The 22,922-nt window shown below is 68.4% G+C and carries 16 protein-coding genes and 3 pseudogenes; 8 read left to right on the top strand and 11 right to left on the bottom strand.

The features are described 5' to 3' along the window. Nucleotides 1-4 precede the first annotated feature (4 nt). The 4 genes from GZ998_RS02260 (at nucleotide 5) to GZ998_RS02245 (ending at nucleotide 5,290) form a co-directional block, all read left to right on the top strand. Nucleotides 5-250 (top strand): MarR family transcriptional regulator, encoded by a 246-nt coding sequence (locus GZ998_RS02260; RefSeq protein ID WP_162679295.1) that lies wholly within the window; start codon nucleotides 5-7, stop codon nucleotides 248-250. A 614-nt stretch (nucleotides 251-864) separates the two neighbouring features. Then, a complete protein-coding gene (locus GZ998_RS02255; RefSeq protein ID WP_219108725.1) occupies nucleotides 865-2,511 on the top strand; it encodes a DUF5129 domain-containing protein in 1,647 nt (548 codons plus the stop codon). Between the two features lie 41 nt (nucleotides 2,512-2,552). Beyond that, nucleotides 2,553-4,265: a DUF5129 domain-containing protein gene (locus GZ998_RS02250; protein ID WP_219108723.1), complete on the top strand. Its 1,713-nt coding sequence runs from the start codon at nucleotides 2,553-2,555 to the stop codon at nucleotides 4,263-4,265. A 152-nt stretch (nucleotides 4,266-4,417) separates the two neighbouring features. Continuing rightward, nucleotides 4,418-5,290 carry a DUF5926 family protein gene (locus tag GZ998_RS02245; RefSeq protein WP_219108721.1) on the top strand — a complete coding sequence of 291 codons (873 nt, stop codon included), beginning with the start codon at nucleotides 4,418-4,420 and terminating at the stop codon, nucleotides 5,288-5,290. Nucleotides 5,291-5,435: 145 nt separating this feature from the next. On the opposite strand, the gene GZ998_RS02240 is transcribed toward GZ998_RS02245, so the two are convergent. From GZ998_RS02240 to GZ998_RS02230, 3 genes are all read right to left on the bottom strand, one after another. After that, the gene (locus tag GZ998_RS02240) at nucleotides 5,436-6,419 is read right to left on the bottom strand and encodes a fructosamine kinase family protein (protein WP_308807136.1); all 984 of its coding nucleotides are present in this window, start codon (nucleotides 6,417-6,419) and stop codon (nucleotides 5,436-5,438) included. A gap of 26 nt (nucleotides 6,420-6,445) precedes the next feature. Further along, nucleotides 6,446-7,357 carry a fructose bisphosphate aldolase gene (locus GZ998_RS02235; RefSeq protein ID WP_219108719.1) on the bottom strand — a complete coding sequence of 304 codons (912 nt, stop codon included), beginning with the start codon at nucleotides 7,355-7,357 and terminating at the stop codon, nucleotides 6,446-6,448. Between the two features lie 155 nt (nucleotides 7,358-7,512). After that, on the bottom strand, nucleotides 7,513-8,247 hold the full coding sequence (locus GZ998_RS02230; protein ID WP_219108717.1) for a hypothetical protein: 735 nt from the start codon (nucleotides 8,245-8,247) through the stop codon (nucleotides 7,513-7,515). 179 nt (nucleotides 8,248-8,426) lie between these two features. On the opposite strand from GZ998_RS02230, the gene GZ998_RS02225 reads away from it, so the two are divergent. Then, on the top strand, nucleotides 8,427-8,918 hold the full coding sequence (locus tag GZ998_RS02225) for a very short patch repair endonuclease (RefSeq protein ID WP_219108715.1): 492 nt from the start codon (nucleotides 8,427-8,429) through the stop codon (nucleotides 8,916-8,918). A gap of 340 nt (nucleotides 8,919-9,258) precedes the next feature. Beyond that, entirely contained in the window at nucleotides 9,259-10,047 is a 789-nt protein-coding gene (locus GZ998_RS13455) for an HNH endonuclease (protein ID WP_374939145.1), read from the top strand. 3 nt (nucleotides 10,048-10,050) lie between these two features. Here GZ998_RS13455 and GZ998_RS02215 read toward each other — a convergent pair whose 3' ends face one another. From GZ998_RS02215 to GZ998_RS02205, 3 genes are all read right to left on the bottom strand, one after another. Further along, complete coding sequence (locus tag GZ998_RS02215; RefSeq protein ID WP_257504930.1) at nucleotides 10,051-11,022, bottom strand: DNA cytosine methyltransferase; 972 nt, start codon at nucleotides 11,020-11,022, stop codon at nucleotides 10,051-10,053. 457 nt (nucleotides 11,023-11,479) lie between these two features. Continuing rightward, complete coding sequence (locus tag GZ998_RS02210; RefSeq protein ID WP_219108709.1) at nucleotides 11,480-12,925, bottom strand: MFS transporter; 1,446 nt, start codon at nucleotides 12,923-12,925, stop codon at nucleotides 11,480-11,482. Further along, nucleotides 12,925-16,179: a glycoside hydrolase family 2 TIM barrel-domain containing protein gene (locus tag GZ998_RS02205; protein WP_219108707.1), complete on the bottom strand. Its 3,255-nt coding sequence runs from the start codon at nucleotides 16,177-16,179 to the stop codon at nucleotides 12,925-12,927. Before GZ998_RS02205 ends, GZ998_RS02210 begins: the two co-directional genes overlap by 1 nt. A gap of 300 nt (nucleotides 16,180-16,479) precedes the next feature. Between GZ998_RS02205 and GZ998_RS02200 the strand changes: the two genes are divergently transcribed. After that, nucleotides 16,480-17,502, top strand: coding sequence for a LacI family DNA-binding transcriptional regulator (locus GZ998_RS02200; RefSeq protein WP_219108705.1), 1,023 nt, complete (start codon nucleotides 16,480-16,482; stop codon nucleotides 17,500-17,502). Nucleotides 17,503-18,013: 511 nt separating this feature from the next. Here GZ998_RS02200 and GZ998_RS13450 read toward each other — a convergent pair. From GZ998_RS13450 to GZ998_RS12955, 5 genes and pseudogenes are all read right to left on the bottom strand, one after another. After that, entirely contained in the window at nucleotides 18,014-18,166 is a 153-nt protein-coding gene (locus GZ998_RS13450; RefSeq protein ID WP_374939146.1) for a helix-turn-helix domain-containing protein, read from the bottom strand. Between the two features lie 208 nt (nucleotides 18,167-18,374). Next, nucleotides 18,375-19,268, bottom strand: a pseudogene (locus tag GZ998_RS13445) (transposase); the annotation flags it as partial. 264 nt (nucleotides 19,269-19,532) lie between these two features. After that, nucleotides 19,533-19,916: a transposase gene (locus tag GZ998_RS12960; RefSeq protein ID WP_308807135.1), complete on the bottom strand. Its 384-nt coding sequence runs from the start codon at nucleotides 19,914-19,916 to the stop codon at nucleotides 19,533-19,535. 38 nt (nucleotides 19,917-19,954) lie between these two features. Beyond that, nucleotides 19,955-20,248 (bottom strand): annotated as a pseudogene (locus tag GZ998_RS13440) (hypothetical protein); the annotation flags it as partial. Between the two features lie 36 nt (nucleotides 20,249-20,284). Continuing rightward, nucleotides 20,285-20,782 (bottom strand): annotated as a pseudogene (locus GZ998_RS12955) (transposase). A 507-nt stretch (nucleotides 20,783-21,289) separates the two neighbouring features. On the opposite strand from GZ998_RS12955, the gene GZ998_RS02185 reads away from it, so the two are divergent. Then, on the top strand, nucleotides 21,290-22,720 hold the full coding sequence (locus GZ998_RS02185; protein WP_219108701.1) for an LssY C-terminal domain-containing protein: 1,431 nt from the start codon (nucleotides 21,290-21,292) through the stop codon (nucleotides 22,718-22,720). Nucleotides 22,721-22,922 lie beyond the last annotated feature (202 nt).

Below are 22,922 nucleotides of genomic sequence, written 5' to 3'. Positions count from 1 at the left end.
GGGTATGAATGACGGCCCCTATGCGCTCGCCGATCAGACAAGGAGCGTTGAGGCGACGAGAGCTGAGTGGGAGATCCTTGCCGTCCTGAGTGCGGACGAAGCTCTTTCCATTCGGGATGCAGCAAAGGCTACTGGCAAGACGCTAACTGCGCTTCGGCCGGTGTTGCGGGAACTTGTCGAGCGTGGCTTGGTGGTCGCGACGGCGCCGCCTACGAGCCGCCGCCGTAAGTACCTGCTCGCAGGCATGTGACAGTCGCCCAAAGTGTGAGCTGGCCGGCGGGGCCGGGTTGTCTCTCCCGGTCCCGCCGGCCCGTGGCGTCGAGGGGAGCCTCCCCGGGGTTCCCACATCCCGGGGGCTCGCGCCTCCTTCGCCGGAGCGGAATGGCGCGGGCTCCCATGTACCCGGCCTGTCCTCGGTGGTGGGTCGGTCATCGGGCTCCCCAACCCTCGCGACCCGCACCGTCCGGCGGCAGGACTCATATAACCCGCCCCGCCTGGACGATCACCCCCACCAGACCTTGGAAATCGCGGGGAAGTTGTGTCCGCCCTGGCCGCCCCCGGTGTATGCCCGGTGTATGCCCCGTGGGCCGCGCCGGTGCAGGGCCCGTCGGCCTCCTCGGCGCTGGGCGGGTGTACTGCGAACCTTTGCCCTCTGCTACGACGTTTTGCACCCTGGTGTATGGCAAATACCTGCACACCAGGGTGCAAAAGTTCGTAGTAGGCGCTAGGCCTGTCCGCCCGCCGCCTGGCGCCACCTCCCGCCGCCCGCCGCCACCTCCCGCCGCCCGGCGCGCGGGCAGCGCTCCCCATGGCCCGGCCGTGCCGGTACCGTTACTGTTCTGCAAGAATGCTCCGGAGGTGCACGTGTCCGACCTGATCATCCGCTGGGGTGGCCTGCGCGCCGTTGCCGCCCTCACCGTCAAGTCTCTGCTCATCATCGTGCTCGGCGTATTCGTGCCGCTGTACGTATTGGACCCTTTCGGCGCCACGTACGCCCCGGCGGTCGAGATCCACGATGAGGCCGACGCGCTCAACGATGACGCGCTCCGCCCCGCCCTGGAGGGCGTCGGCTTCCGCCGCGACATCCGCCTGGCCGTTTTCACCACCAACGACGTCGACCGCTACGCCGAGTCAGACACCGTCTTCAACGACGCCGTCCTCGACTACGCCCTAGAGCACGAGCCGTCGTGGATCTCCACCGCAGACCCCGACGTCTGGGCCGACGGGCTCGTAATCCTCGCCGTCTCGCCGCGGGGCCGCTGGGTCGGTTGTTACTTCGGCGAGGACGTCAAGGTCGACCTGCGCACTCAGCAGAATATCCAGGACGCCGCGAAGGGCTCCTTCCGCATGGCGCGCTGGGAAGCAGGCCTGGAGGCCATGGCACAGCGCACCGCCGACTCGCTCGGCAGGCCGATCGCGTCCACGGAGATGGCGTTGTACGTCGCGTTCATGAGCCTGGCCGCCGCCCTTACGCTGTTGGCGTGGATGTTCTGGTCCCGCCATGAGGCGCGCGACGCCTACAGGCAGGCCCGCCGCCACTTCACGCGAATCACCACCGACTATGACGCCACCCAGATCCGCGCCGGCACCATCCCCGCTGATGACGCCCACGGCGCTCAGGTGCTGGCCCGCTTTGCCTGGTTCGAGGAGCGCTATGCGGGGCTAGTGCGCATGTTCCGCGACTTCGGCTCCCCCCGCGGCGCCCAGTGGTTTATGGGCGGTCGTCGGCGGCATGCCCAGAAGCTGGCCGACAGCGCCACGGAGCTGGACAAGGTCGACGACGTCATCGCCGCCGCATCCGCCTTCCTCACCTTCGGCCCCGGCTGGGACAAGGCTTGGGAGAATGAGAAGGGGCCGGTGCGTGAAGACCTCGCCTCCTACGCAGAACTATGCACCTACGTTGCCGAAAGCACCCGGCTGGCCAACGTGAGCTTCGACGTCGAATCCGACCGCGCCTGGATCCGGAGTCGTGAAGACCGGCTCGCGGCGATGACCTTCGACCTGGTACTGCGCAGGCTCACGCCGTCGGCCGCCCTGAGCGAACTGGACACGATTGCCGCGGATGTGCATCACCGCTGCGAGACCCTGGCCCGGCGTGCCCTGGCGGCGGACACCTCGAGCCTGGGCCGAGAAAGGCTCAGCCGCTACGAAGACGATCGCCGGTCGGGCGTCCACCGCAGCGGCGAGTCCGACTACCAGGGCTGGTGGTCCGCTTCCCTCAGCGGCCGCGTTTACTACAACCCGGCCACCACGATCCGCATCAACTCCAAATCGGTGGGCCTGCGTGCGCCGGGCCTGTCCGCCTCCGGCGTCGGCCCGGTGCCGCGGTTCTCCCGTCCGGTTGCCAACCTGGTGACCGGTTACAGTAGGGCGTCCACCTACACGCCCCCTTTCGCGAGCGGGGATGGCTCCTTCGGGTTCTCCGGGTCCGGCTCCTCAAGCCACTTCAGCGGCGGCGGTGGTCACAGTGGCGGCGGCTTCCACGGCTCCGGCTCCTCCTCCCGCTTCTGAGCGAGACCAGCAGTGTGCAGTCAGCAAAACCAGGGGTGCCCGTGTCCAATCTGATCGTCCGCTGGGGTGGCCTGCGCGCCGTCGTAGCGCTCGCCGTCAAGTTCTTGATCGTCGTGGCGCTTGGCCTGGTGATCCCGCTGTACCTCGCAGCTCCCTTCGGCGCCACCCACACCCCGGCGGTCGAGATCCACGATGAGGCCGAGATTATTGACGACGACGCCCTCCGCTCTGCCCTGGAGGGCGTCGGCTTCCGCCGCGATATCCGCCTGGCCATCCTCACCATGGACGACGTCGAAACCGAGACCGTCCTCAACAACACCGTGGTCAACAACACTGCCTTCAACGACGCTGTCCTCGCCTACGCCCTAGAGCACGAGCCGTCGTGGATCTCCACCGCGGACCCCGACTACTGGGCCGACGGACTGGTGATCCTCGCAGTGTCCCAGCGGGGCAGGTGGGTCGGCTGCTACTTCGGCGAGGACGTCAAGGTCGGTAAGTACACCGAGGGGAAGATCCAGGACGCCGCCAAGGACTCCTTCCGCACGTCGCAGTGGGGGGCGGGCCTGGAGGCCATGGCACAGCGCACCGCCGAATCGCTCGGTAAGCCCATCACCTCGGCACGGGTGGCGGTACTCGTGACCTGCCTGAGCATTGCCGCCGCCATCGCCCTGCTGGGGTTGATCTTCCTCTTCCGCCACGTGGCGCGCGACTGCCTGCAGCAGGCCCGGCGGCGCTTCGCCGAGGTAACCGCGGACTACGACGCCACCCAGATCCGGGCAGGCAGCGTCCCCGCCGATAACGCATACGGCGCCCAGGTGCTCGCCCGCTTCGCCTGGTTCGAGGAACGGTACGCGCAGTTGGTGCGTCTGTTCCGCGAGTTCGGCGAGCCCCGTGGCGCCCAGTGGTTCGCCCTGGGCTGCTTAGGGGATGCTGCGGAGTTGGACGACAGGGCTGAGGAACTGGACCGGCTCGACGACTTCATCGCCGCGGCCTCCACCTTCCTCACCCTGGGCCCCGGCTGGGAGGAGGTGTGGGAGAACGAGCAGGGGCCGGTGCGCGAGGACATCGGGTCATATGCCGCTCTGTGCGCCTCCGTCGCCTTCAGTACGTTGCAGGCCAAGGTGAGTTTCGACGTCGCGCCGGACCGTGACCTGGTCCGGGAACGGCGCGACCGGCTGGCGGCCATGACGCGCGAGCTCGCCTCCGGTGCCCTGACGCCGACGGCGGCCCTGGACGAGCTCGACGCGATGGTCGTGGACGTCCACCAACGTTGCGACGACCTGGCTCGGCGGGCGCTGGCGGCGGACACCTCCAGCACGGGCCGCAAGCGGCTGGCCCGCTACGAGAAGGACTACGCGCAGGGCAAGTACGCCGGCGAGGGCGCCGACTATCAAGGCTGGTGGTCCACCTCGGCGCGCAGCGAGCGCCACCACTACGACCTGGCCGCGACCATCCGCATCAACTCCAAGTCGGTGGGCCTGGACGCCCCGGGCCTGTATGACGCGGTTGTGCGCCGGCCGGGTGCCCATGACGTGGGGGCGTACGGCGCGAACTGGCCGTACTCGGAGTCGGGTGCCTCCGGCGTCGGCGCGGTGCCGCTGTTCTCCCGTCCCGTCGACGGCCTGGTTACCGGTTACAGCAATATCGTGTCCCCCTCCTCCGGCTCCTCTTCCGGGTCCTCCTCCGGCGGGTCTGGCTCCTCGAGCGGCTTCGGCGGCAGCTTCTCCGGTTCCGGCTCCAGCTCTCACTTCTGAGGCCGACGGCGGCGCTGTGCGGTGGTCCGGGGGCGCACGTGGAGCCGGCCGCCTGTGGTACAGGCGCGTTGCCTGCGGTCGGTGGTTGTCGCGGCCCGCCGGGGTCGGTCGCCGACGCCGTGCGGCCGACCGCAGCCGGTAGGCTGGCGCGCATGTCGAAGAAGAACCGCCAGCGGCGTCGCGACGGCGACCGCAAGGCCGCCAAGAAGCAGCAGATCCCCTTCGTGGCCCGCCCCTTCGCCGGGCTGCCCGCCGAGCCGGACCTGGTGGCGATGATGCAGATCATCCCCGCCGCCTCCATGACGGTCCGCCTGGACGCCGACCACGGTGGCCAGGAGGTGCAGCTGGTAACCCTCCTGCCCGAGCTGGCCCGCTCCCTCAAGCGCGCCGACGGCGAGGTGCTCGTGGCCATGCAGACCACGGTCCGCTCCGGGGACGCCAGTCGCGACGTTGCCGCCGCACTGCTGGAGGCCCTCGACCTCGAGCCCGGCACCGGCCTGTCGCCCAGCGGCCTGCCCGAGCCGGGCGAGCGCCTGCAGGACATCCTCGACCCCGACTACACCCCCAGCATCGACGTGCGCGAGTCCTTCGACTTCTGGCTCACCGGCGAGCAGGCCGAAGAGCCCGAGGCGCTCCGGATTGTGGAGGACGCCAAGGAGGGGATCGCCCCCACCGTGCCGGTGCCCGGCGTCGAGCACGCCTACTGGTGCCGCATGAACGGCAAGGAGTTCGTCCGCTGGGTGCGCGGTGAGGACGAGGACGCCTTCTTCAACGCCTTCGCCCGCATCCATGCCGCCCGCGAGTCCGACCTGGAGGAGGGCGCCCGCTTCCTCGGCGCCTTCCGCGCCTGCGGCCTGGCCATCCCCGTGTGGGAGCTCGTGCCCGGCACCGAGGCCGAGGAACTCACCGTGCCCATGCAGGCCATGGCGCAGCGGCTTGAGGCTGCCCTCGCCGATGACGCCCCGCTCGACGCCGAGGCCCGCCGCGCCAAGGCGGGCATCATCTCCCGCCAGGTGAACCTGTAGGGCGACGAGCAGCCGGCGTCCCGCCGCCCGGACACCCCGCGTGAAGGCCGACCGCGGCGGCCGACGCCGCTGACGCGCCTGCAGCGGCGCGCCCAGAGCCGCGGCGACCGCGGGTCGGCTTTCGCGGCGCTGCCCGGCGTCGGTCTCAGGCGTAGCGGCGGGCGACCGCCACCGCCTGGGGCCCGTAGCCGCCCCCGAACAGGAACACGTGGATCATCAGCAGGTGCAGCTGGTGCAGTCCCACGCGCTCGCGCCAGCCGTCCGCCAGTGGGGAGGCCTCGTGGTAGCCGGCCACGATTCGCTCCAAATACGGCTGGCCGAACACGCCCAGCGCGGCCAAGTCCGTCTCCGCATGCGCGCCCTGGGCGAGCGGATCGATGAGCACCCCGACGACACCGCCGGCGCCCCCGTCGCTGTGCCGCTTGTGGCCGGTGTGCGCGTCCGCCGAGACGGGACGCGCTTCCCGGGGTGTGGCGTGCCCGTGCTCGGCGCCGTCTCGCTGCGGCCCGCGCCCGGCGGCGGGCGGCGCCCAGGCGGCCACCTCCGCCGTCGGCACCCATAGGACATTGCCGGTCCACAGATCCCCATGCGTGCGCGCCACGGCGCCGGCGGCGCCCCGCTCGGCTGCGGCGCGGCGGGTGAGCTCGGGCTGGTCGGAGTCGAAGTCGCCGTCGGCCAGGCGCTCGCAGACACGCTCCAGGAGGGCGGCGTCGGCGGCGGAAAGCGTGCCCGCATCCCGACCCGGGCGGATATAGGGGGCGATGCGGTCCGCTGCGTAGAACTCGCCCCAGCGGCGCGGTGTGCTTGACTCGACCGTGTGCGGACGCAGACGGATGTTGCTGCGCCCCATCTGGGTGCGCCCGTCCCAGCCGGGCGGGGCGCAACCGAAGGCCGGCGCCCCGGCGGCGTGGGTGACGGCCAGTGCCCGCCCGAAGGCCTCGGCCGCAGTCGGCGTGATATGGGAGTCGGTGAGCCGCGGCTCCTCCAGCCAGCCGTCGCCGGCGCGCGTGGGGACCACGCACGCGCCGCCGTCGGCCATCGCCTGGGCGAGCCAGGCCAGCCCCTGCGCCTCCAGGCGCGTGGCGCCGGGCAGATCGTCCTGCTTGCGGAATACGGGTCTGCTACTCACCGGCCCAGCATTCCATGCGGCTGTGCTCAGGTGGTTGAGGCGCGGTAGACCTCGGCTATCGAGGCCTCCAGGGCGGCGTCGAACTCCGCCTGCGTCTGCGAGGCGTCCAGGCCCTCCAGCAGGGCGCGGGAGAAGCTGGCGATCAGGCCACGGTTGCGGGCCAGGCGGCGGTTCGCCTCGGCACGCGTGTAGCCGCCGGAAAGCGCGGCCACGCGGGCGACGCGCGGGTGGTGCATGATGCCGTGGTAGAAGTCCGTGACCGACGGGATGGTCAGCTTCAGCACTACGTCCCGGCCCTCGCGCAGATCGTCCAGGTGGGCGCTGAGCGAGGCGAGCAGGAGTAGCTCGATGCCGGTCTTGTCCGGAGCGTTGATGTCCACCTCCGGCTCGATGATGGGGGTGAGTCCGGCGTCGAGGATCTGGTTGGCGATCTCGAACTGCTGGTCGACTACGGCGGCCACGCCCTGGGTGTCGGCGTGCAGGATGACCGAGCGCATCTTGGTTCCGAAGGCGTGCTTGTCCACGGCCTTGGCCAGGGTGTCTTCCAAACCCGGGATCGGCTTCATGACACGGGCACCGTGGGACTCCGCCTCCAGGCCCTTGTCCACCTTCAGGAAGGGGACGATGCCCTTGACGTCCCACAGGTAGTCGGCGGTGGGGCGGCCCTCGACCTCGGAGTCCAGGGTGCGTTCGAACAGGATGGTGGCGAGGATCCGCTCGGAGGTGAAGGCGGGGCTGGTCATGACGCGGGTGCGCATGGTGTGGACCAGCTCGAACATCTCCTCCTCGCTGCTCCAGGAATCGGGCTCGATGCCGTATGCCTTCAGGGCGCGCGGGGTGGAGCCGCCGGACTGGTCTAGGGCGGCGATGAAGCCGGCGCCGTGCCGGATCCGTTCCATTTGTTGGTTGCGTCGTTCAGTGCTCGACTGGGTGGGCATGGCTGGCCTCCTGGCTGGGTGGTGCGGGTGCTCGGGACGACGTTGTCGCGGCGTTGGCGGCTGTGCCAGCTCGGGCATGAACAATTGTATGCGCGAACGGTTCTCATATAAAGAGCGGGCGGGCGCAGCGTTGGTGCCGACGGCGTCGGCACCGCTCAGGCTGCGGCCGGGGCAGAGCGGACACCCGTGACGGGCAGCGCCTCGGCGGCGAAGACCTCCCCGGGCGGTCCAAGCACGCCGTCACGGCCGCAAATGCCCAACGTGAACCAAATGGTCTCCACCCCATCGGCCAGTCTGTGGCCGCAGTCCTGCATCTGCTCGCCGCGCGAGCTGCGCACCGAGCTTCGCCACGCCAGGTACTCGGCCGGCTCGCCGTTCGGGCCACCCAGGATATTGAGCTCGTACTCGGGCTGTTCCTGCCGCACGGCGTCGGCGACGTCAGCCCAGGCATCGGCGTCTGGCCGTGCCTGAGCCGGGCCGCCCGTCGCGCAATCCCAATATGCGTCTAGAGCCGCGACGAGCCGCGGTATGGCCGGATCGGTGTTGATCCGGCTGAGCCAGCGCCTCGCCTCGGGTGCGGGCTCGGAGTGAGCCAGGCTGAGGAAGTCGAATACCGCGTCATGCATCGACAGCAGGTCGGTGCAGGGGCCGGGTGCGTGACCCGTACGCGCTGTCCACTGCCCCTGGGTGTTCAGTGCTTGCAGTCCCAGCGCCAGTTCGTACAAACGGCCGAGTCCCACGGCGAGGGTGGTGGTCACCGAGTCGCGATTCGGTTCCGACAGGCCCCCTTCGCGCAGCACACGCACTCCGGTGGTTAGCAAATCGCGTGCTGTCGCGGATCTAAAGCGGAGCTCGAGGTCTTGCTGGGGCGACAGCGTCGGAGCGGTCATGACGTGAATGTTATGTTCTCGATGCGGGATCGTGGTGAGGCGCGCCGTGGGTGTTGCCGTGGCAAAGTGCCGGGGAACGGCGCGCGGCCTGCCCGGGGCGCTAGGCGTTGATGCCCAGGGGCATGGCGGGGGCTACCATGGTGGCCAGGCCGACCTGGTCGTGTCGGGAGGAAATCGGTATGGCGGAGGCCAGCAGGGTTGATGTGAGCGGTGCCGGCGGACGGGCTGTTCCCGACGCGTTGCACGTGCCGGAGCCGGACCGCGAACGGCCCACAAGCAGCGCGGTGAGTGCGCGTTACGCTGCGCTGCCCAGCCGCGACACCGCGCCGGAGATAGCGCTGCGCCGCGCGTTGTGGCGAGCCGGATTCAGGTACAGGGTGCAGTATGTAGTTCCGGGGCTGCCGCGGAGGAAGGTGGATATCGCCTTCACCAGGCGAAAGGTGGCGGTCCAGGTTGACGGTTGCTTCTGGCACGGCTGCCCGGAGCACTGCGTCCCGCCGACGAGGAACCCGGAGTGGTGGAAGTGGAAGATCGCCCGCAACCAGGCGCGGGACAGGGATACGGACGAGAAGCTCAGGGCGCTGGGATGGGTTGTAGTGCGTGTGTGGGAGCACGAGTCAGTCGAAAGCGCGTTCGCACAGGTAGTCGCGCAGCTGGCCGGCCCTGCGTAGGGAGACGGTTCAATTAGGGCGAGGTAGTTAGGCGCCTCGTGCTTGAGGATGCGATGCCGATGCGCCGGCTGCGAGGGCGGCCGACCCACAGCGTCTCGCGCTCAAAGATGCGGCCGCTCGGAACTACCACGCGGTGGCCGTCCATGGGCGCCGGAGGTCGCGCGCGGTTGTGGGAGAGGTGATCCTCGGGCGCGGGCGCTGTCCTCGGATCGACCAGAGCGGACCGCCAGCCGCACCCCCAGCACGAAGCGCCGGTAATTACTTCGGTCCGGGTGGCGAAAGGGGAAGAAGCGCTTACGGGTCCCGTGCACCTGCTGCGGTGGCGTCCCGAGGCGGTAGGATGCTCCGTGTGGCCGACGATGGAGCACTTACCTATCCCCCTGACGCTTATGCCAACGACGGCGTGCTGTGGTGGGAACAGCATGATCAGAAGATCGTTCCTGGGAGCAAAGGGTCCCTGCCGCGTATGGCGGCATGGCTCCGCTGGAATGTTAAGCCCGGACAGCGCTTTAGTACGCGGGAGTTACGCAGCGTCCTAGGAATTGACCAGGAGCACTTCCAGCGCAGGCAGAGAGAGCTGCGCGAATACGGATGGAGGTACCTGTCAGCCAAGGAGGACCCGTCACTCGGTGAGCAGTGCGAGCTCCTCGAATACGGATGGTGGCCGGGCGAGGGGCCGCGGCCACGTAGGCAGGCCATATCCGCCAAAGTGAGGCGCCAAGTATTCGAACGTGACGGGGGCAGGTGTGTTATATGCGGTCGCGCGGCTGGTGAGTACTACGAGGACGGGTCTAGGGTCGTTCTTACGGCGGGGCACGTAGTAGCGAACGCTCATGGCGGGTCTGCGAGCCTTGACAATCTCCGGACTGAGTGCCGCAAGTGCAATGAGTCTGCGCGCGCCGATACGGGGACCGCGGCAGACCCAAAAGCGATCGTTGAAGCCGTTCGCAGCCTCAAGCGGGCTGACCAGCGCGTGCTTCTGGAATGGATAAGGCGAGGGCAGCGGAGCAGGTCAAACCTTGATCACGTATACGACCGGGTTAGATTGAGCGGGCCTGCGGCAAAGAAAGCAGTGGTGGAGTACCTGCAGGAGCTCGAGAAGCGCGAAGGTGGACGAGAGGCGCGCTGACACCTACCGGGCGCTAGTGGTCGCGTCGGTGGCCGAGAACGCCTTAAAGATACTGGTGCCGACCGCGCGCGCGACCGGCGGCGGAAACGCGTTGCCGATTTGTCGGCATGCGTTGGTCTTTCTCCCGGTAATCTCCCAGGAGTCGGGGAAGCCCTGGATGCGTGCCATCATTTGGGGAGTGAGGCGAGGGGCTCCCTCAAAGTCTGGGCCGGGGGGCTCGTCCGCAATGGTGTTACCTGTTACCCCCATTGCCGCCCAGGCCTTGCGCGCGCGTGTTGGTCCAAGGTCTGGGCCGCCGTGCTTCTTTGAGCCACCTACTAGCGTCGGAGCTATTCCGTTGGCTGATGCCGCCCATGCCTCTGCGCCGCGCCATCCGCGCGAGCCCATAAGGTCAACGAGTGTCTCTCCGACCGTTTTTGCGCTCTCTGGGTGCTTGGCCGGCCAGGAAAAATTCTCCCAGTCGTGGTCCTTCAGGGCTACGAGCACGGCGCGCGGCCTAAGCTGGGGCACCCCGTAGTCGGAGGCATTCAGTAGACGCCACTCGCCCACAAAACCCATTGTTGCGAGTCGGGCCAGTATGTGTTCCCGATATGCGCTGAACTTTGGGTCGAGTAGTCCCCGGACGTTCTCGATCATTACCCCTCTTGGGTGAATCTCCTGGACGATGTCGATAGCGCGATCGAACAGGTTGCGCTCGTCCGCGGCGCCAAGTTGCCGACCTGCGACTGAGAACGGCGGGCAGGGCACGCCTCCCGCAAATAGGTCAACCTGGTGCAGGTCCGCGGGTGGCGTCCATGTGTTGAGGTCGTCCTGGATGATGTTCCACTTGGAGCGATTGTGGCGAAGAGTTTTGCAAGCCCAGTCCTCGAGCTCGACCAGGGCTAGGTGCTCGAAGCCCGCCTGCTCGAGGCCGAGTGCCTGGCCGCCCGCACCAGCGCACACCTCGAGCGAGGTGTAGGTGGAAGGTTTGCTCAACGTAGTAACTCCATGCGTACTCGACGGTTCCTCACGGACGGTGAGAACGCTAGACGCGCCAGGTGTGTTCCCGCGCGTGTGTCGCTGATCCGGGACGGCTAGCCGGCCATGGATGCCGGTACCGAGCGGAAGCGTCTGTGGCGCGGACAGTGCGTTAGTCGCGTACGTGGTCATTGGTTCTCCCTCCGTGGCCTGGGGCGCGGCGTGCCGCCATCTTCCGCATCTACTGTCTACCTGGAGTCTGACACGAATTCCGTCCGCAAGGATGCGGCCCCCTGCGCCTCTGGGCCACACTCCACGACCCCCGTGCACACTCCACGACCCCCGTGCGCGTTCCACGACCCCGGGGTGGTCGTGGAACGTACCCCAAGGTCGTGCAGTGTCACCGAGGTCGTGGAATGCGGCCCGGGCGGCGGGCGGACACGCCTGGTGCCCGCCTGCCGACGGCGGCTGCCGACTAGTGCTCCGCCGACTGAACCGGAGCCAGCTTCTCGAGCTCGTGGCGCGCGCGCAACCGGTCGTTGGACCGCTCCACATCCAGGCGCGAGAGCAGGAACAGGATGGTGCCGTTCACGATCGCCGGGATCCACAGGTACATGAAGTACAGCATGCTGATGGCCGACTCCGGCTGCACCGGCGCGTTGGCCACGTAACCACTCACGGCCAGCAGCCATCCCGCCAGCGCCGTACCCAGGCCGCCCCCGATCTTCACGCCCAGCGACGTGCAGGAGAACATCAGCCCGTCGATGCGCTTGCCCGAGCGCAGGAAGGTGTTCTCGGAGGCCTCCGCAATCAGCGCGTTGACGGTCCCCTGCAGGGGGCTCATACCGATGGAGGCGACCCCGGAGAACACCAGCATCAGCGGCAGGCTGCCCGCGTAGGCGGCCGCCACCACCCCGAGCCTGCCGGCGACGGCGATGATGTACCCGACGATGTTCACCCGGTACATGCCGCCCACCCGGGAGACCACCCAGGGAGTGGCCAGCAGGCCGGCGATCAGAGGGATATTGATCGCCCAGGCGAACACGCCCAGGAGGTTGGCGTCCCCCAGGATGTACGTCATGAAGTAGATGCCCATGTTCAGCGTCGCGGTGAAGATCTGGGTCATCAGGAAGACCACCAGGATGATCAGGTAGTACTTGTTCTCCAGCAGCAGCTTGAAGGACTCCTTGAACGGCAGCTTCTCGTCGGCCCCGCCGGACGCCGCAGCATCTGCGGCCGCGGCGCGCTGCGCGTCCTCGGCGGGCATGTCCGAGCGGTCGGCAAGCTCCTCGGGGGACAGCTCGCGCACGGACAGCACCGACAGCGTGTTCACCGCCAAGCCGATAAGCGCGTAGATGATGGCAATGCTGCGCCAGCCCTCGGCCCCGCCGCCCAGCAGCTCCACACCCTTGACCGTGAAGGTCTGGATCAGCAGGCTGGTGCCGAAGGCGAACATGAAGCGGATCGATCCCATCTGCACCCGCTCGGCGCTGTTCTTGGTGATCAGGGCCGTCAGCGAGGAGTAGGCGATGTTGTTGGCCGTGTAGAACACCGAGTTCAGCAGCGTGTAGGCGATGAAGAACCAGGCGTACTTGGCGGTCTCACCCAGGCTGGGCGGGATGGCGAAGACGGCGATGATCATCAGCGCACAGCCGAAGAAGGCCCACAGCATCCAGGGGCGGGCCTTGCCCATCCGGGTGCGGGTGCGGTCCAGCAGGGTGCCGAAGAGGATGTCGGAGAACCCGTCGAAGAACTTCGACAGCATCATGAGCGTGCCGATCACTCCCGGGTTCAGGCCGGCGGTGTCGGTCAGGTAGATCATGACGAACGCGGACAGGAGCGCGTACACCACGTTCCCGGCTACGTCACCAGATCCGTAGCCGACCTTGTTGTACCACTTGAGGTACTTCTTCTCTTGCATCAGTTGACCTCACTGTGAGTCGTACCCGCGAGCGCCGGTTCGCCACGGGTAATGGATGGAAGGAGGAAGAGGTGAATGTCCAGGTCCGCCAGGCGCTGCGGATCCACCCGGTAGGCCTGCCCCAGGGCGGGTCCGCAGGAGGCGGAGCCGATGCCCGCCATGGCCCGGTCCAGGCACAGCACGGTGGTCTCGCTCGCCCGCAGCTCCACATCGTGGCGGGCGCGGGTGAGCTCCTCCTGGGTGTACCGGGAGGCGTTGAAGGACAGCGGTCCAAGCCCGGCCGCGGTCAGGGAGGCGACGTCGTCGCTGACGGTCACGTAGTCGCAGTCCGCGTGGCTGCCGCCCTCCTGCGGGCGCAGGTAGGGCACGTGCAGGGCGTCGACGTCGGTCTGGAAGGCACCGTGGTAGCTGGCGCGGTGCTTGTCCACGTAGCTTTCGTGCGGGCCGAGCCCGTGGTAGGAGACGGACGTCATGGACGGTGGCAGGAACAGGCGCAGGCCCAGGCGCGGCAGCGGTGGGAATGCCGGGTCGAGCGCGATCCGCGCCTCCAGCTCGATCAGTCCCGTGGGGCTGATGATCCACTTGCCGGCGGCGCGCAGCACCGGCTGCACCGCGGGCGCGCCGACTGACAGCTCCACCAGCAGGACGACGTCGTCGCCCCGCGCCTCGGCCTCCACCCGGTAGGCCCGGGTGGAGGTGCGGTGGTACTGGGCGGTCTCCCACTGCTTGCGTACCTCGGCGTCGTTGTCGGTGGGGGCGCGCCAGGTGTTGATCTCCATGGGGCGGGCGAGCAGGTCGCGGCCGCCCACCACCAGCCGGCTGGGCAGGCCGGTGCGGGTGTCGAACTCGTAGTTGAAGGACTCCCCGGCCACCACCAGTGCGGTCGCGTTGGCGGTGCTGGCGGTCGGGGCCGGTGCCTTCGCCGGGGCCGACGAGCTCGGCGCGGTGCCCGCCTTCGCCGTCGGGCGCGGACCGGCCGTAGCCGACAGCGCCGTCAGTGTCTCCAACACGTGGTGATGGGGCGCCGGATTAGCCAGGGGGACCTCGTCGAAGCCCAGCTCGTGCCCGCGCTCCAGCAGCGGTACCGCGGCCCTGAGCCGGTAGGACACCAGCAGGTGGCAGCGGCCGGACTCGGGCATGCTTGCGCAGCAGGGGATGGTGGCGGTGGTGTGCGGCGGCACCGACTCCGGCAGCGGCAGCTCTCCGGAGTCGACGACGACGCCGTCGCGGCGCACCTCGTAGCGGACCTCCAGGTAGTCGGCCAGGTCGGTGGCGTCCAGGTCGTTGCGCAGCGTGAGTGTGCCGGCGTCGGCGTCGAAGGCGACCACGCGCGCGGGCCGCTGCACGTTCTTCAGCTCCAGCAGCCCGGTGTGGGGCACGCGGTCGGGGGAGACCAGCCCGTCCACGCAGAAGTTGCCGTCGTGCAGGGTCTCGCCGCTGTCGCCCCCATAGAGGTAGACGGGGCGCCCGTCGACGCTCCCGGCGCGGATGGCGTGGTCGCACCACTCCCACACGAAGCCGCCGCACATGCGCGGCTCGGCGAGGATCAGCTCCCAGTACTCCTCCAGGTCGCCTGGACTGTTGCCCATGGAGTGGCAGTACTCCACCAGTAGGAAGGGCCTGTCCGGATCAGACTCCAGGTAGGCGTGCACCTCGTCCAGGCCCGGGTACATGCGCCCGTACAGGTCGATGCCGGAGTAGTCGTAGGTGCGCTTGGAATCGCGGTAGAAGGCGCTCTCGTAGTGGGTCACCCGGGTGGGGTCGGCGGCCTTGATCCAGGCCAGCGCCGCCTCGAAGGTGCACCCGTAGGCGCACTCATTGCCGGCCGACCAGGAGATCACGCAGGGCCGGTTCTTCTCCCGCTCCACCATGGCGCGCACCCGGTCCAGGGTGGGCTCGATCCACTCGGGGTTGTCCGCGATGGGCTCGTTCCAGTGCTCCACCTGGCTCTCCCAGGAGGAGTCGGCCAGCACCCGCACCTGGGTGCCGTGGGACTCCACGTCCGCCTCTGACATGACGAAGAATCCGTAGGTGTCACACAGCTGGTAGAAGCGGGGGTCATTGGGGTAGTGGGCGGTGCGCACCGCGTTGATGTTGTGCTGCTTCATCAGCTTCAGGTCGCGCAGCATGTGCTCGACGCCGACCACCGGCCCGGTCACCGGGTCCGACTCGTGGCGGTTCACCCCGCGCAGGGTCGCGGGGACGCCGTTGACGTACAGGACGCCGCCTGCGGTGGTGACCTCGCGCAGGCCCACCTGCTCGGTGATGGCCTCCCCGGGGGTGGTGAGGTGAAGCGTGTACAGGTACGGGTCCTCCGCGCACCAGGGGTGCGGGTCGGTCACGTGCAGCACGGCGGCGTGGGTGAAGGGGGCGGGGCCGGTGTCGGTTGGCCGGTGCCCCTCAGCCCGTGCAGTCCGCTCAGTGCCGTCGCTTCCGGACTCCGGCACCGGCTCGTCGGCGAGGGGCGTCAGCTCGCCGGCGGCGACGACGGCGCCCGCGGCGTCGCGCAGCTCCAGGCGGGTGGTGACGCTCCCTCCGCTGAAGGCGCCGCGGACGGTGACGGTGGCTCCGCCGTCGTCCAGGGTGGTGGTGACGGCGTAGTCGCGCAGGTGGGCGGCCGGCCGGTCCAGCAGGTAGACGTCGCGGAAGATGCCGGAGGTGCGGAACTTGTCCTGGTCCTCCAGGTAGGTGCCGTCGCACCACTTGAGTACGAGCACCGCCAGGCGGTTGGGGCCGGGGAGCAGGTAGTCGGTGACGTCGAACTCGGTAGTGGCGTGGGCCACCTGGCTGTAGCCGAGGTAGCGGCCGTTGAGCCATACGTAGAAGCAGGAGTCGACGCCCTCGAACACCAGGTGGGTGAGCGGGGCCTCGGCCGGTGCGGTGTGCTCGAAGTCCAGCAGGTAGGTGCCGCAGGGGTTGTCCTGTGGGACGAAGGGCGGGTCCAGGGGGATGGGGTAGCGATAGTTCGTGTACTGGTGGTGGTCGTAGCCCAGGTGCTGCCAGCTGGAGGGGACCGGGATGCGGTCCAGGTCCGCGGCGGGGGCCTCGCCCGCCCAGAACTCCTCGGGGACGGCGTAGGGGCCCGGGTAGTAGGCGAAGGCCCATTCGCCACTGAGCAGGTGGAAGCGGTCGGATGACTCCCGTTGCCAGGGTGCTGCGTGCGTGGGTGCGCAGGCGGGAATGTAGTAGGCGCGCTGGGGGAGGGCGCCCTCGTGCAGGACGGTGAGGTTCTCGTGGTGCCCGGGAAGGATCATCGCTGACTCTCCTGTGTGCGGCGGCGGGCCGGGCGGCCCGCCTGGTTTGTTGCCCGACGGCGCTGGTGGACGTCGGTGGGGGCGGGGCGCCACGGTGATGGGCGGCCATGCCCTAGCGGCCCGCGTATGTCGACGTTAACATAAGCAGGCGCGGGTTAGGAATACCCGATATCGTAGGTAGTCAGTGTGATCTGACGAATATGTGCGGGAGGATGTGCATCGGCGGTGGCGACGTTATCATTAATCTGTGGGTGGGGTGGGCTCGCGCTTGTGCCCGGGCGGGCTGCTAGGCTCACGAAAATGGACGGGAAGCGACGTGTCAGGGGTGCGCCGTCGGTAGCCGACGTTGCCCGCCTGGCCGGCGTGTCCTCGCAGACCGTCTCGCGCGTCTCAGCCGGCGCGGCCAATGTGCGTCCGGCCACCCGGGACAAGGTCCTGCATGCGATGCAGCAGCTCGGCTACACCCCCAACCGTGCCGCTCAGGCGCTGCGTAGTGGCTCGTTCAAGGCCATCGGCGTGCTCACCCAGCAGATCCTGCGCACCGGCGAGGCGCAGACTACCGACGGCGTGCTGCAGGCCGCCTGGGAGGCCGGGTACACGGTGTCGATGGTGCAGGTGGACCGCCCCCAGTCGGAGGACATGGGCGCGGCGGTGCACCGCTTGGCCGCGCAGGCGGTCGACGGACTCGTCGTCGTCCAGGCCGGGCGGGCTGGGCGCGAGCACCTGGCGCTGCCGGCCGGCATGCCGGTGGCCGTGTCGGACTCGGCGCTCGTGGGCTACTACCCCTCGGCGTCGGCCGACCAGGTAGGGGGCGTGCGCGCCGCGGTGGGGCACCTGCTCCAGCTGGGGCACCGCACCGTTCACCACATCACCGGGCCGGCCGACTCCCAGTCCGCCCTGATCCGCTCCGCCGCCTGGTCGGCATGCCTGGAGGAGGCCGGGCGGGAGGTGCCCGAGGCCGTGCCTGGTGACTGGCACGCCGCCGCCGGCTATGCCGCCGGGCGGAGACTGGCCGCCGACCCGGAGGTCACGGCGGTCTTCTGCGCCAATGACGAGGTTGCCATCGGACTGGTGCGCGCCCTGCACGAGGAGGGGCGGCGCGTGCCCGAGGACGTGTCCGTGGTCGGCTTTGACGGGCTGGAGCTGGGCGAGTACTGCTTCCCGCCGCTGACCACCATCCGCCAGGACTTCCACCGCGCCGGCGTGGAGATGGTCAACCTGGTCCTGGAGCAGGTCGCCTCCGGGGTGCAGGACGGGACGCGGCGCATCATCATCCCCACCGAGCTGGTGGTGCGCGGCTCCACCGCCCCGCCCGCCCGCTGACCCGCCCCTCGCCGAGGTCGGTTGAGGTTACGTGCCGAGATCGGTAGTAGTTACGTGCTGAGGTCGGTTGATATGACCGTCGAGGTCGGTCTTTGCTGCGGCGTCGGCGACGGGGGCGACCTCAATCCCCAGCTGTCGATCGACTTCTTCGGCGGGCATGGAGGAGGTGTTCCCGGACCGGTGTGCGGCTGCGCGATCGGAGGTGTGATGCTCCCACGCCGGTGAGGCGAGATCGTGTTCGGGCACCTCGCGTGCATGTCGCCCGGGCCCCTGCGCGTATTACAGGCAAGATAGGGATTATGCGGGTATCGGACCGGGGTGGCGGCCGTTGGCGGTGCATGCCGGTGGCATCGGTGATTCTCAGTGTTTCCGGTGCCGTGCCCGGGCGCGCATGTAGCGCTGCGCGGGGGCGGCCCCGGCGTTCGTCCGCGTGCTCCGGGCGACGATTCGTCACTTGGCACCAACGCTTCGGCATTTCCGACGACGGTAGAGCCTGATGCTCCTATGTGTGTCAAGCGGTGGTGAGCCATTGGTCGTAGGTGGTGGCGAGGTCGCGGTCGGGGCGTTTGCCTCGTTCGAGTTCGCTGATGCGGGCGGGCCAGGTGTGTAGGGCGGTGGCGGCTTGGGTGAGGGTGATGCCTTTGGTCTTGCGGCGTTGGCGCAGGGTGGTGTGGTCTGGTAGGGGTTGGGGGTTGGTCAGGGTTTTGTAGATCTCGCGGGTGATGGCTCTTTTGAGGCATCTGATGGCTTCTCGTTTGGTCTTGCCTCGGGAGGTCAGGCGTTGGATGTAGGTGCGTGTGGTGGGGTCGTGTGTGGCGCGGTTGTGGGCGATTTGGTGGATGGCCCAGTTGGCTTGGCGGTCGCCGCCGCGGCCTGGGGCGGTGGCGGTTGGTGCGGCCTGAGGATGCGGGTATGGGGCAGGTGCCGGTCATGGCGGCCAGGGCGGCTTGGGAGCGGATGCGTCCGGGGTTGTCTCCGGCCAGGGACAGTAGTTCGGCTGCGACGACGGTGCCTACGCCCTTGGTGGCGCGCAGGGCCGGGTTGGCTTGTAGGGTCAGGGTGTCGAGTAGGCGGGTGTGCTGGTTGATCTCGGTGTCCAGGTCGAGCCAGCGTCTAGCCAGGCAGCCCAGGACGGAGCGCACGATCTGGCCGGGGTCGTCTTGGGGGTCGGGCTGGTCCAGTGCGGCCAGCGCGTCCAGAAGGGCCCGGTCGTCAAGGCCCCGGTAGTCCTCGCGTACGCTGGTGGGGGCGGTGATCAGTAGGTCCTTGAGCTGGCGCATGGTGTCGCCCTGAGCGCGTACGGCCTGGCGGCGGGCGTTGTTGGCGGCGCGGATTGCGATTGAGGTGCCGGTGCCGGTCTTGGGTATCGGTAGTGATCCGTCATCCGCTGCGGCGGTGCGTGCGGCCCGGTAGGCGTCGATGGTGTCGGTCTTGCCTCTGGGGCGCTTGGGGGTGCCGGGGCGCAGGGCCTCGCGTACTTGCAGGCCCTGGGACAGTAGGTGGCTGGTCAGGGTCCTGCCGTAGGAGCCGGTGCCCTCCACCGCCACTAGTGCGGGCCGGCCGTGGCTGGTGATGAAGTCGTACAGGTCTTGGTGGCCTGCCGGGGTGGAGGGGAACTGGCGGTCCGCCAGCGGGTAGCCCAGGGCGTCCACTACGGCCGCGTGGTGGGTGTCGGCGTGGGTGTCCACGCCGGCGAACACGCTCGCCGACGCTCCCGGTCCGCCACCTGCGGCGTCGGTGTGGACATGCTCGGGTGTCCTTGTCATGATGAGTCCTGCCTCTCGCGCAGTATGTGGTGTGGGGACTGCGGCCGCCCGGGTCGTGCGCGGACAAGACGTTTACGGGACGATTCGTAGGACTGTTCAGGCTCCTATTAGGTCACGCGCCGGCCCGGGCGGCTGCGCTCGTCGGCGAGGCGGACAAATCACGCGAAAGGCACCACCACCGGCAGGCCAGTCAGTTTGAGGGTCACGCCCCACGACGAGCACAACCAACATAAACGTCAGTTTTCTGTGTAAGCGGGTTGTTGCTTACAGGTAGGGGCGGATTCGTTCGGGGTAGGCGGCGGTGAGTTGGGCGAGGGCTTGTTTCCAGTTGGTGGTGACTTGTCCTTCGACCATGCGGCCCTTGGCCTTGCGTTTGCTGGCGGGTAGGCCGGCTTCCTTGGCTCGTTCTCTGGCGCGCTTGTCCTCGATGTTGCAGATGGCCGGCCACAACAGCTTCACGGCGGCCTCGTCGGAGGGGAACTGTCCCCGGTTCTTCGAGACCTTGCGCAGCTGGTAGTTCAGCGACTCAATGGAGTTGGTTGTGTAGATGACCCGGCGCAGCATCGGCGGGAACGCCAGGAACGGCGTGAAACGCTCCCAGGCCCTCTCCCAGGTCGCCACCGCCCCTGGGGATACTTGCTGCTCCACTGGTCGGAGAAGTCGGCCAGTGCCTTCAGGGCGGCCTGGTCGTTGGGGGCGGTGTAGACGGGCTTGAGCGCTTTGGCAACCTGCTTGCGGTCCCCATAGGCCACGAACCGCATCCAGGGGCGCGTATCAGGTGCACGACGCAGGTCTGGACCAGGGAGTTGGGCCAGGTCGCCTCGGGTCGCCCCTGGGCAGGCCGACAAGTCCGCCCGGCACACGATAAGCACGTCCTTGATGCCGCGGTTGGCCAGCTGCGCGCACACGAGCCGCCCTTCAGCGAGGCTCCTTCCTCGGCCTGTACCCAGATGCCCAGCACGTGCAAGATAGCCGTCCATGCCCGTCACCTACGGCGATGTGGGCTGACCTGGTGGTCACGCGGTGGTCGGCGCGGACCCTGGGTGCGGATGGCACCCGTGGTAGATGACCGGGTAGAACTCCTCCAGGGGGCGGTTCTGCCACTCCAGGACCGCCTCGCACACGGCGTCGGTGACCTTACTGATCGCCCCCGGGCCGACCCCGCCCGCACCCAGGGTGGTCTCCAGGTGGTGGCGGATCTCCCGCACCGTCATGCCGCCCGCGTACAGGCTCACAATCATCGAGTCCAGGCCGCCCCGTGCGCCGCACGGTCCTTACGCACCAGGCGGGGCGTAAACGAGCCGGCCCGGTCCCGGGGGACCACGGGTCTCGAAGGAACCGACCTCGGAGTCGATCATCTTGGTCGTAGTGCCATTACGAGCGTTACCACGGGCGGCCTTGGTCGGCTCGCCTTTCTCGTAGCCCAGGTGGTCGGTCAGCTCCGCCTGCAGGCCCCGCTCCAGGGCTTCCTTCAACAGCGCCGGCAGCAGACCGTCAGCACCAGTGAGCTCCACATTGCCGGACCCGGGCCTGCTCAAACAGGTCATCCAACGCACCAGAGGCGGCTAGCTCCCGGGCCACACCACTACCAGTCGGAACGGTCTCAGACGGCGCGGTCTTCTTCTTCTCATCAGTCACAGTCATGACAGTAGGTCCTCTCAATCAGGGCTTACACAGACCATTGAACACGCCCCGACGGTACGTACCTCTGGGTGCCGAACCGTCACGAGAGGGTACGAATCGTCGATCACAACGTACGAACCGTCGCGTCAGATCTACCGCGCACACTAAAGCGCCACCAACTCAACCATCTCGGAATGTCATAAGTGCCGGCCATGGTGTGTCACCCCACCCGGCGGATGAACCGCCACACTCTCAAACCGGAAGCGCTGCATATCTATATTGCAGGCAACATTGCGGGTAACGTACCCAACAAACACAACGTATACAACGTATGCGCGGCGGGTATCGCGGTATTGAGTCGACTTGTCTGATGTCATAGGTCGTGTACCGTGCGGGCGATGACCAGTGAACAGGATGCCCGCGTGATACCGGCCCGGGTCGCCCGCAGCGGCGACGCCGCGCCCAGGGCGCGCACCCGCCCGCGTCCGGACTCTCCGCCGGTCTACTCAGCCGGGTCGGACAAGGTACTGGCCGCGGGCGCCCGCGAATGGGGCCTCGACGACGTCCTGGACGCCGTCTTCTTCGCCGTCGCCGCGCTGGCCACGCTCTGGCTGGCTTGGCTGCTGCTCGGCTCGGGCACCCGCCTGAACCCGGGGGCGATCGTCAACATTCTGCTGTTCTGGGCGGTGCTGTCCTACCTGGCTCTGCCCCGCCTGCATCAGATCCTCACCTGGCTGTACGTGCCCGACTACTTCATCGGCCGGACCCGCACCGCTGACGGCCTTCTGGGCGACCCGGTCAACCTCGCCGTGCTCGGTGACGAGGAGGACATCCACGCTGCGATGACGAAGGCAGGCTGGGTGCGCGCCGACCCCATCACGCTGCGATCGTCCTGGGGGATCGTCGTCTCCTCGCTGCTGCGCCGCTCCTACCCGGCGGCCCCGGTCTCCGACCTGCTGCTGTTTGGGCGCAAGCAGGACTTCGCATATCAGAAGGAGGTGGAGGGCAATCCCGCCCAGCGACACCATATCCGCTTCTGGCGCGTGCCCGAGGGATGGTTGATGCCGGGCGGCCGCCGGGTGGATTGGCTGGCCGGCGCGACCTACGACCGTTCCGTGGGGCTGTCCACCCTCACCCTCCAGGTGACGCACAAGATCGATGCCGATATCGACGTCGAACGCGACTACGTGGTCGACGACGTCCGCTGGGCGAATGATGCGGCATTGCTGGAGATATGGCCGGACTTCTTCACTGCCTACCACCACCGCAACGGCGGCGGCGACCGGATCGTCACCGACGGCGACCTGTATGTGCTGGATCTGGATCGTCTGGTTCCCGACTCCGGCGGCGAATTGCAGCAGGCCCGCAGGGCGGAGGCCGAGGTGCGCCGTCGACGCCCGGCGGAGCTGATCGTGGCCATGGGGCTGGTGGTGGCGGTTCTTACCGCTAATGCGCTGAGGCTGTTCGGCGGCGGGACCATTGATGAACTCGTTCGTGAGGTGGACGGTGCCGGCGCCGCCGACGGTCACCGGATCGTCATGACGACGGCGACGGTGACCACCGCCGTCGTCACGCTCGCGATTCTGGGTCTGGCGGTCGCGGTCTGGTTCGGGCATCCCCGCGCCAGGATCGCCCTGATGGTGGTGCTGAGTCTGAACATCGGCTCGGTGATGACCGCGATCTCCGCCGTCGGGGTCAGGCAGGCCGGATGGGGGCTGATCGCCGCCGCGGCGCTGGGAGTGCTGGCGCTGCTGGCGATGACGGCCAGGCCGGTTCCCCGCTGGGAGAGGGCACGTAAGGCCGAGCGGCTGCGGGCACGGGCCGAGTAATCCGTGAGTGATCTGTGAGGCTCCGGCCGTCTCACATGGTCATGTGCTCGTCGAGCAGGCGGCGTGCAGGTAACAGCCCACGACGAAGGATATGGACGGCAAACGCACTCGCGGAGGACCTGAGGGCTTGGATGACCTGCACGAGCCGCGCGGTGAAGCGCTCTGTGCAGGCAGTTCTGCCGAACGCGCAGGGGCCGCGTCG

Origin of the sequence: Actinomyces sp. 594 (assembly GCF_019325145.1) — a bacterium.
Lineage (GTDB): Bacteria > Actinomycetota > Actinomycetes > Actinomycetales > Actinomycetaceae > Actinomyces.
Note: the sequence above shows the minus strand (reverse complement) of the source record. Positions and strands in the feature narration are given on the sequence as shown.

What these genes read in the sequence shown, in the direction of transcription:
- GZ998_RS02230 (WP_219108717.1), bottom strand. Translation starts at nt 8,247, where the DNA reads ATGACCGCTCCGACGCTGTCGCCCCAGCAAGACCTCGAGCTCCGCTTT.
- GZ998_RS02185 (WP_219108701.1), top strand. Translation starts at nt 21,290, where the DNA reads ATGACCAGTGAACAGGATGCCCGCGTGATACCGGCCCGGGTCGCCCGC.
- GZ998_RS02200 (WP_219108705.1), top strand. Translation starts at nt 16,480, where the DNA reads ATGGACGGGAAGCGACGTGTCAGGGGTGCGCCGTCGGTAGCCGACGTT.
- GZ998_RS13455 (WP_374939145.1), top strand. Translation starts at nt 9,259, where the DNA reads ATGCTCCGTGTGGCCGACGATGGAGCACTTACCTATCCCCCTGACGCT.
- GZ998_RS02260 (WP_162679295.1), top strand. Translation starts at nt 5, where the DNA reads ATGAATGACGGCCCCTATGCGCTCGCCGATCAGACAAGGAGCGTTGAG.
- GZ998_RS02205 (WP_219108707.1), bottom strand. Translation starts at nt 16,179, where the DNA reads ATGATCCTTCCCGGGCACCACGAGAACCTCACCGTCCTGCACGAGGGC.
- GZ998_RS02235 (WP_219108719.1), bottom strand. Translation starts at nt 7,357, where the DNA reads ATGCCCACCCAGTCGAGCACTGAACGACGCAACCAACAAATGGAACGG.
- GZ998_RS02210 (WP_219108709.1), bottom strand. Translation starts at nt 12,925, where the DNA reads ATGCAAGAGAAGAAGTACCTCAAGTGGTACAACAAGGTCGGCTACGGA.
- GZ998_RS02245 (WP_219108721.1), top strand. Translation starts at nt 4,418, where the DNA reads ATGTCGAAGAAGAACCGCCAGCGGCGTCGCGACGGCGACCGCAAGGCC.
- GZ998_RS02225 (WP_219108715.1), top strand. Translation starts at nt 8,427, where the DNA reads ATGGCGGAGGCCAGCAGGGTTGATGTGAGCGGTGCCGGCGGACGGGCT.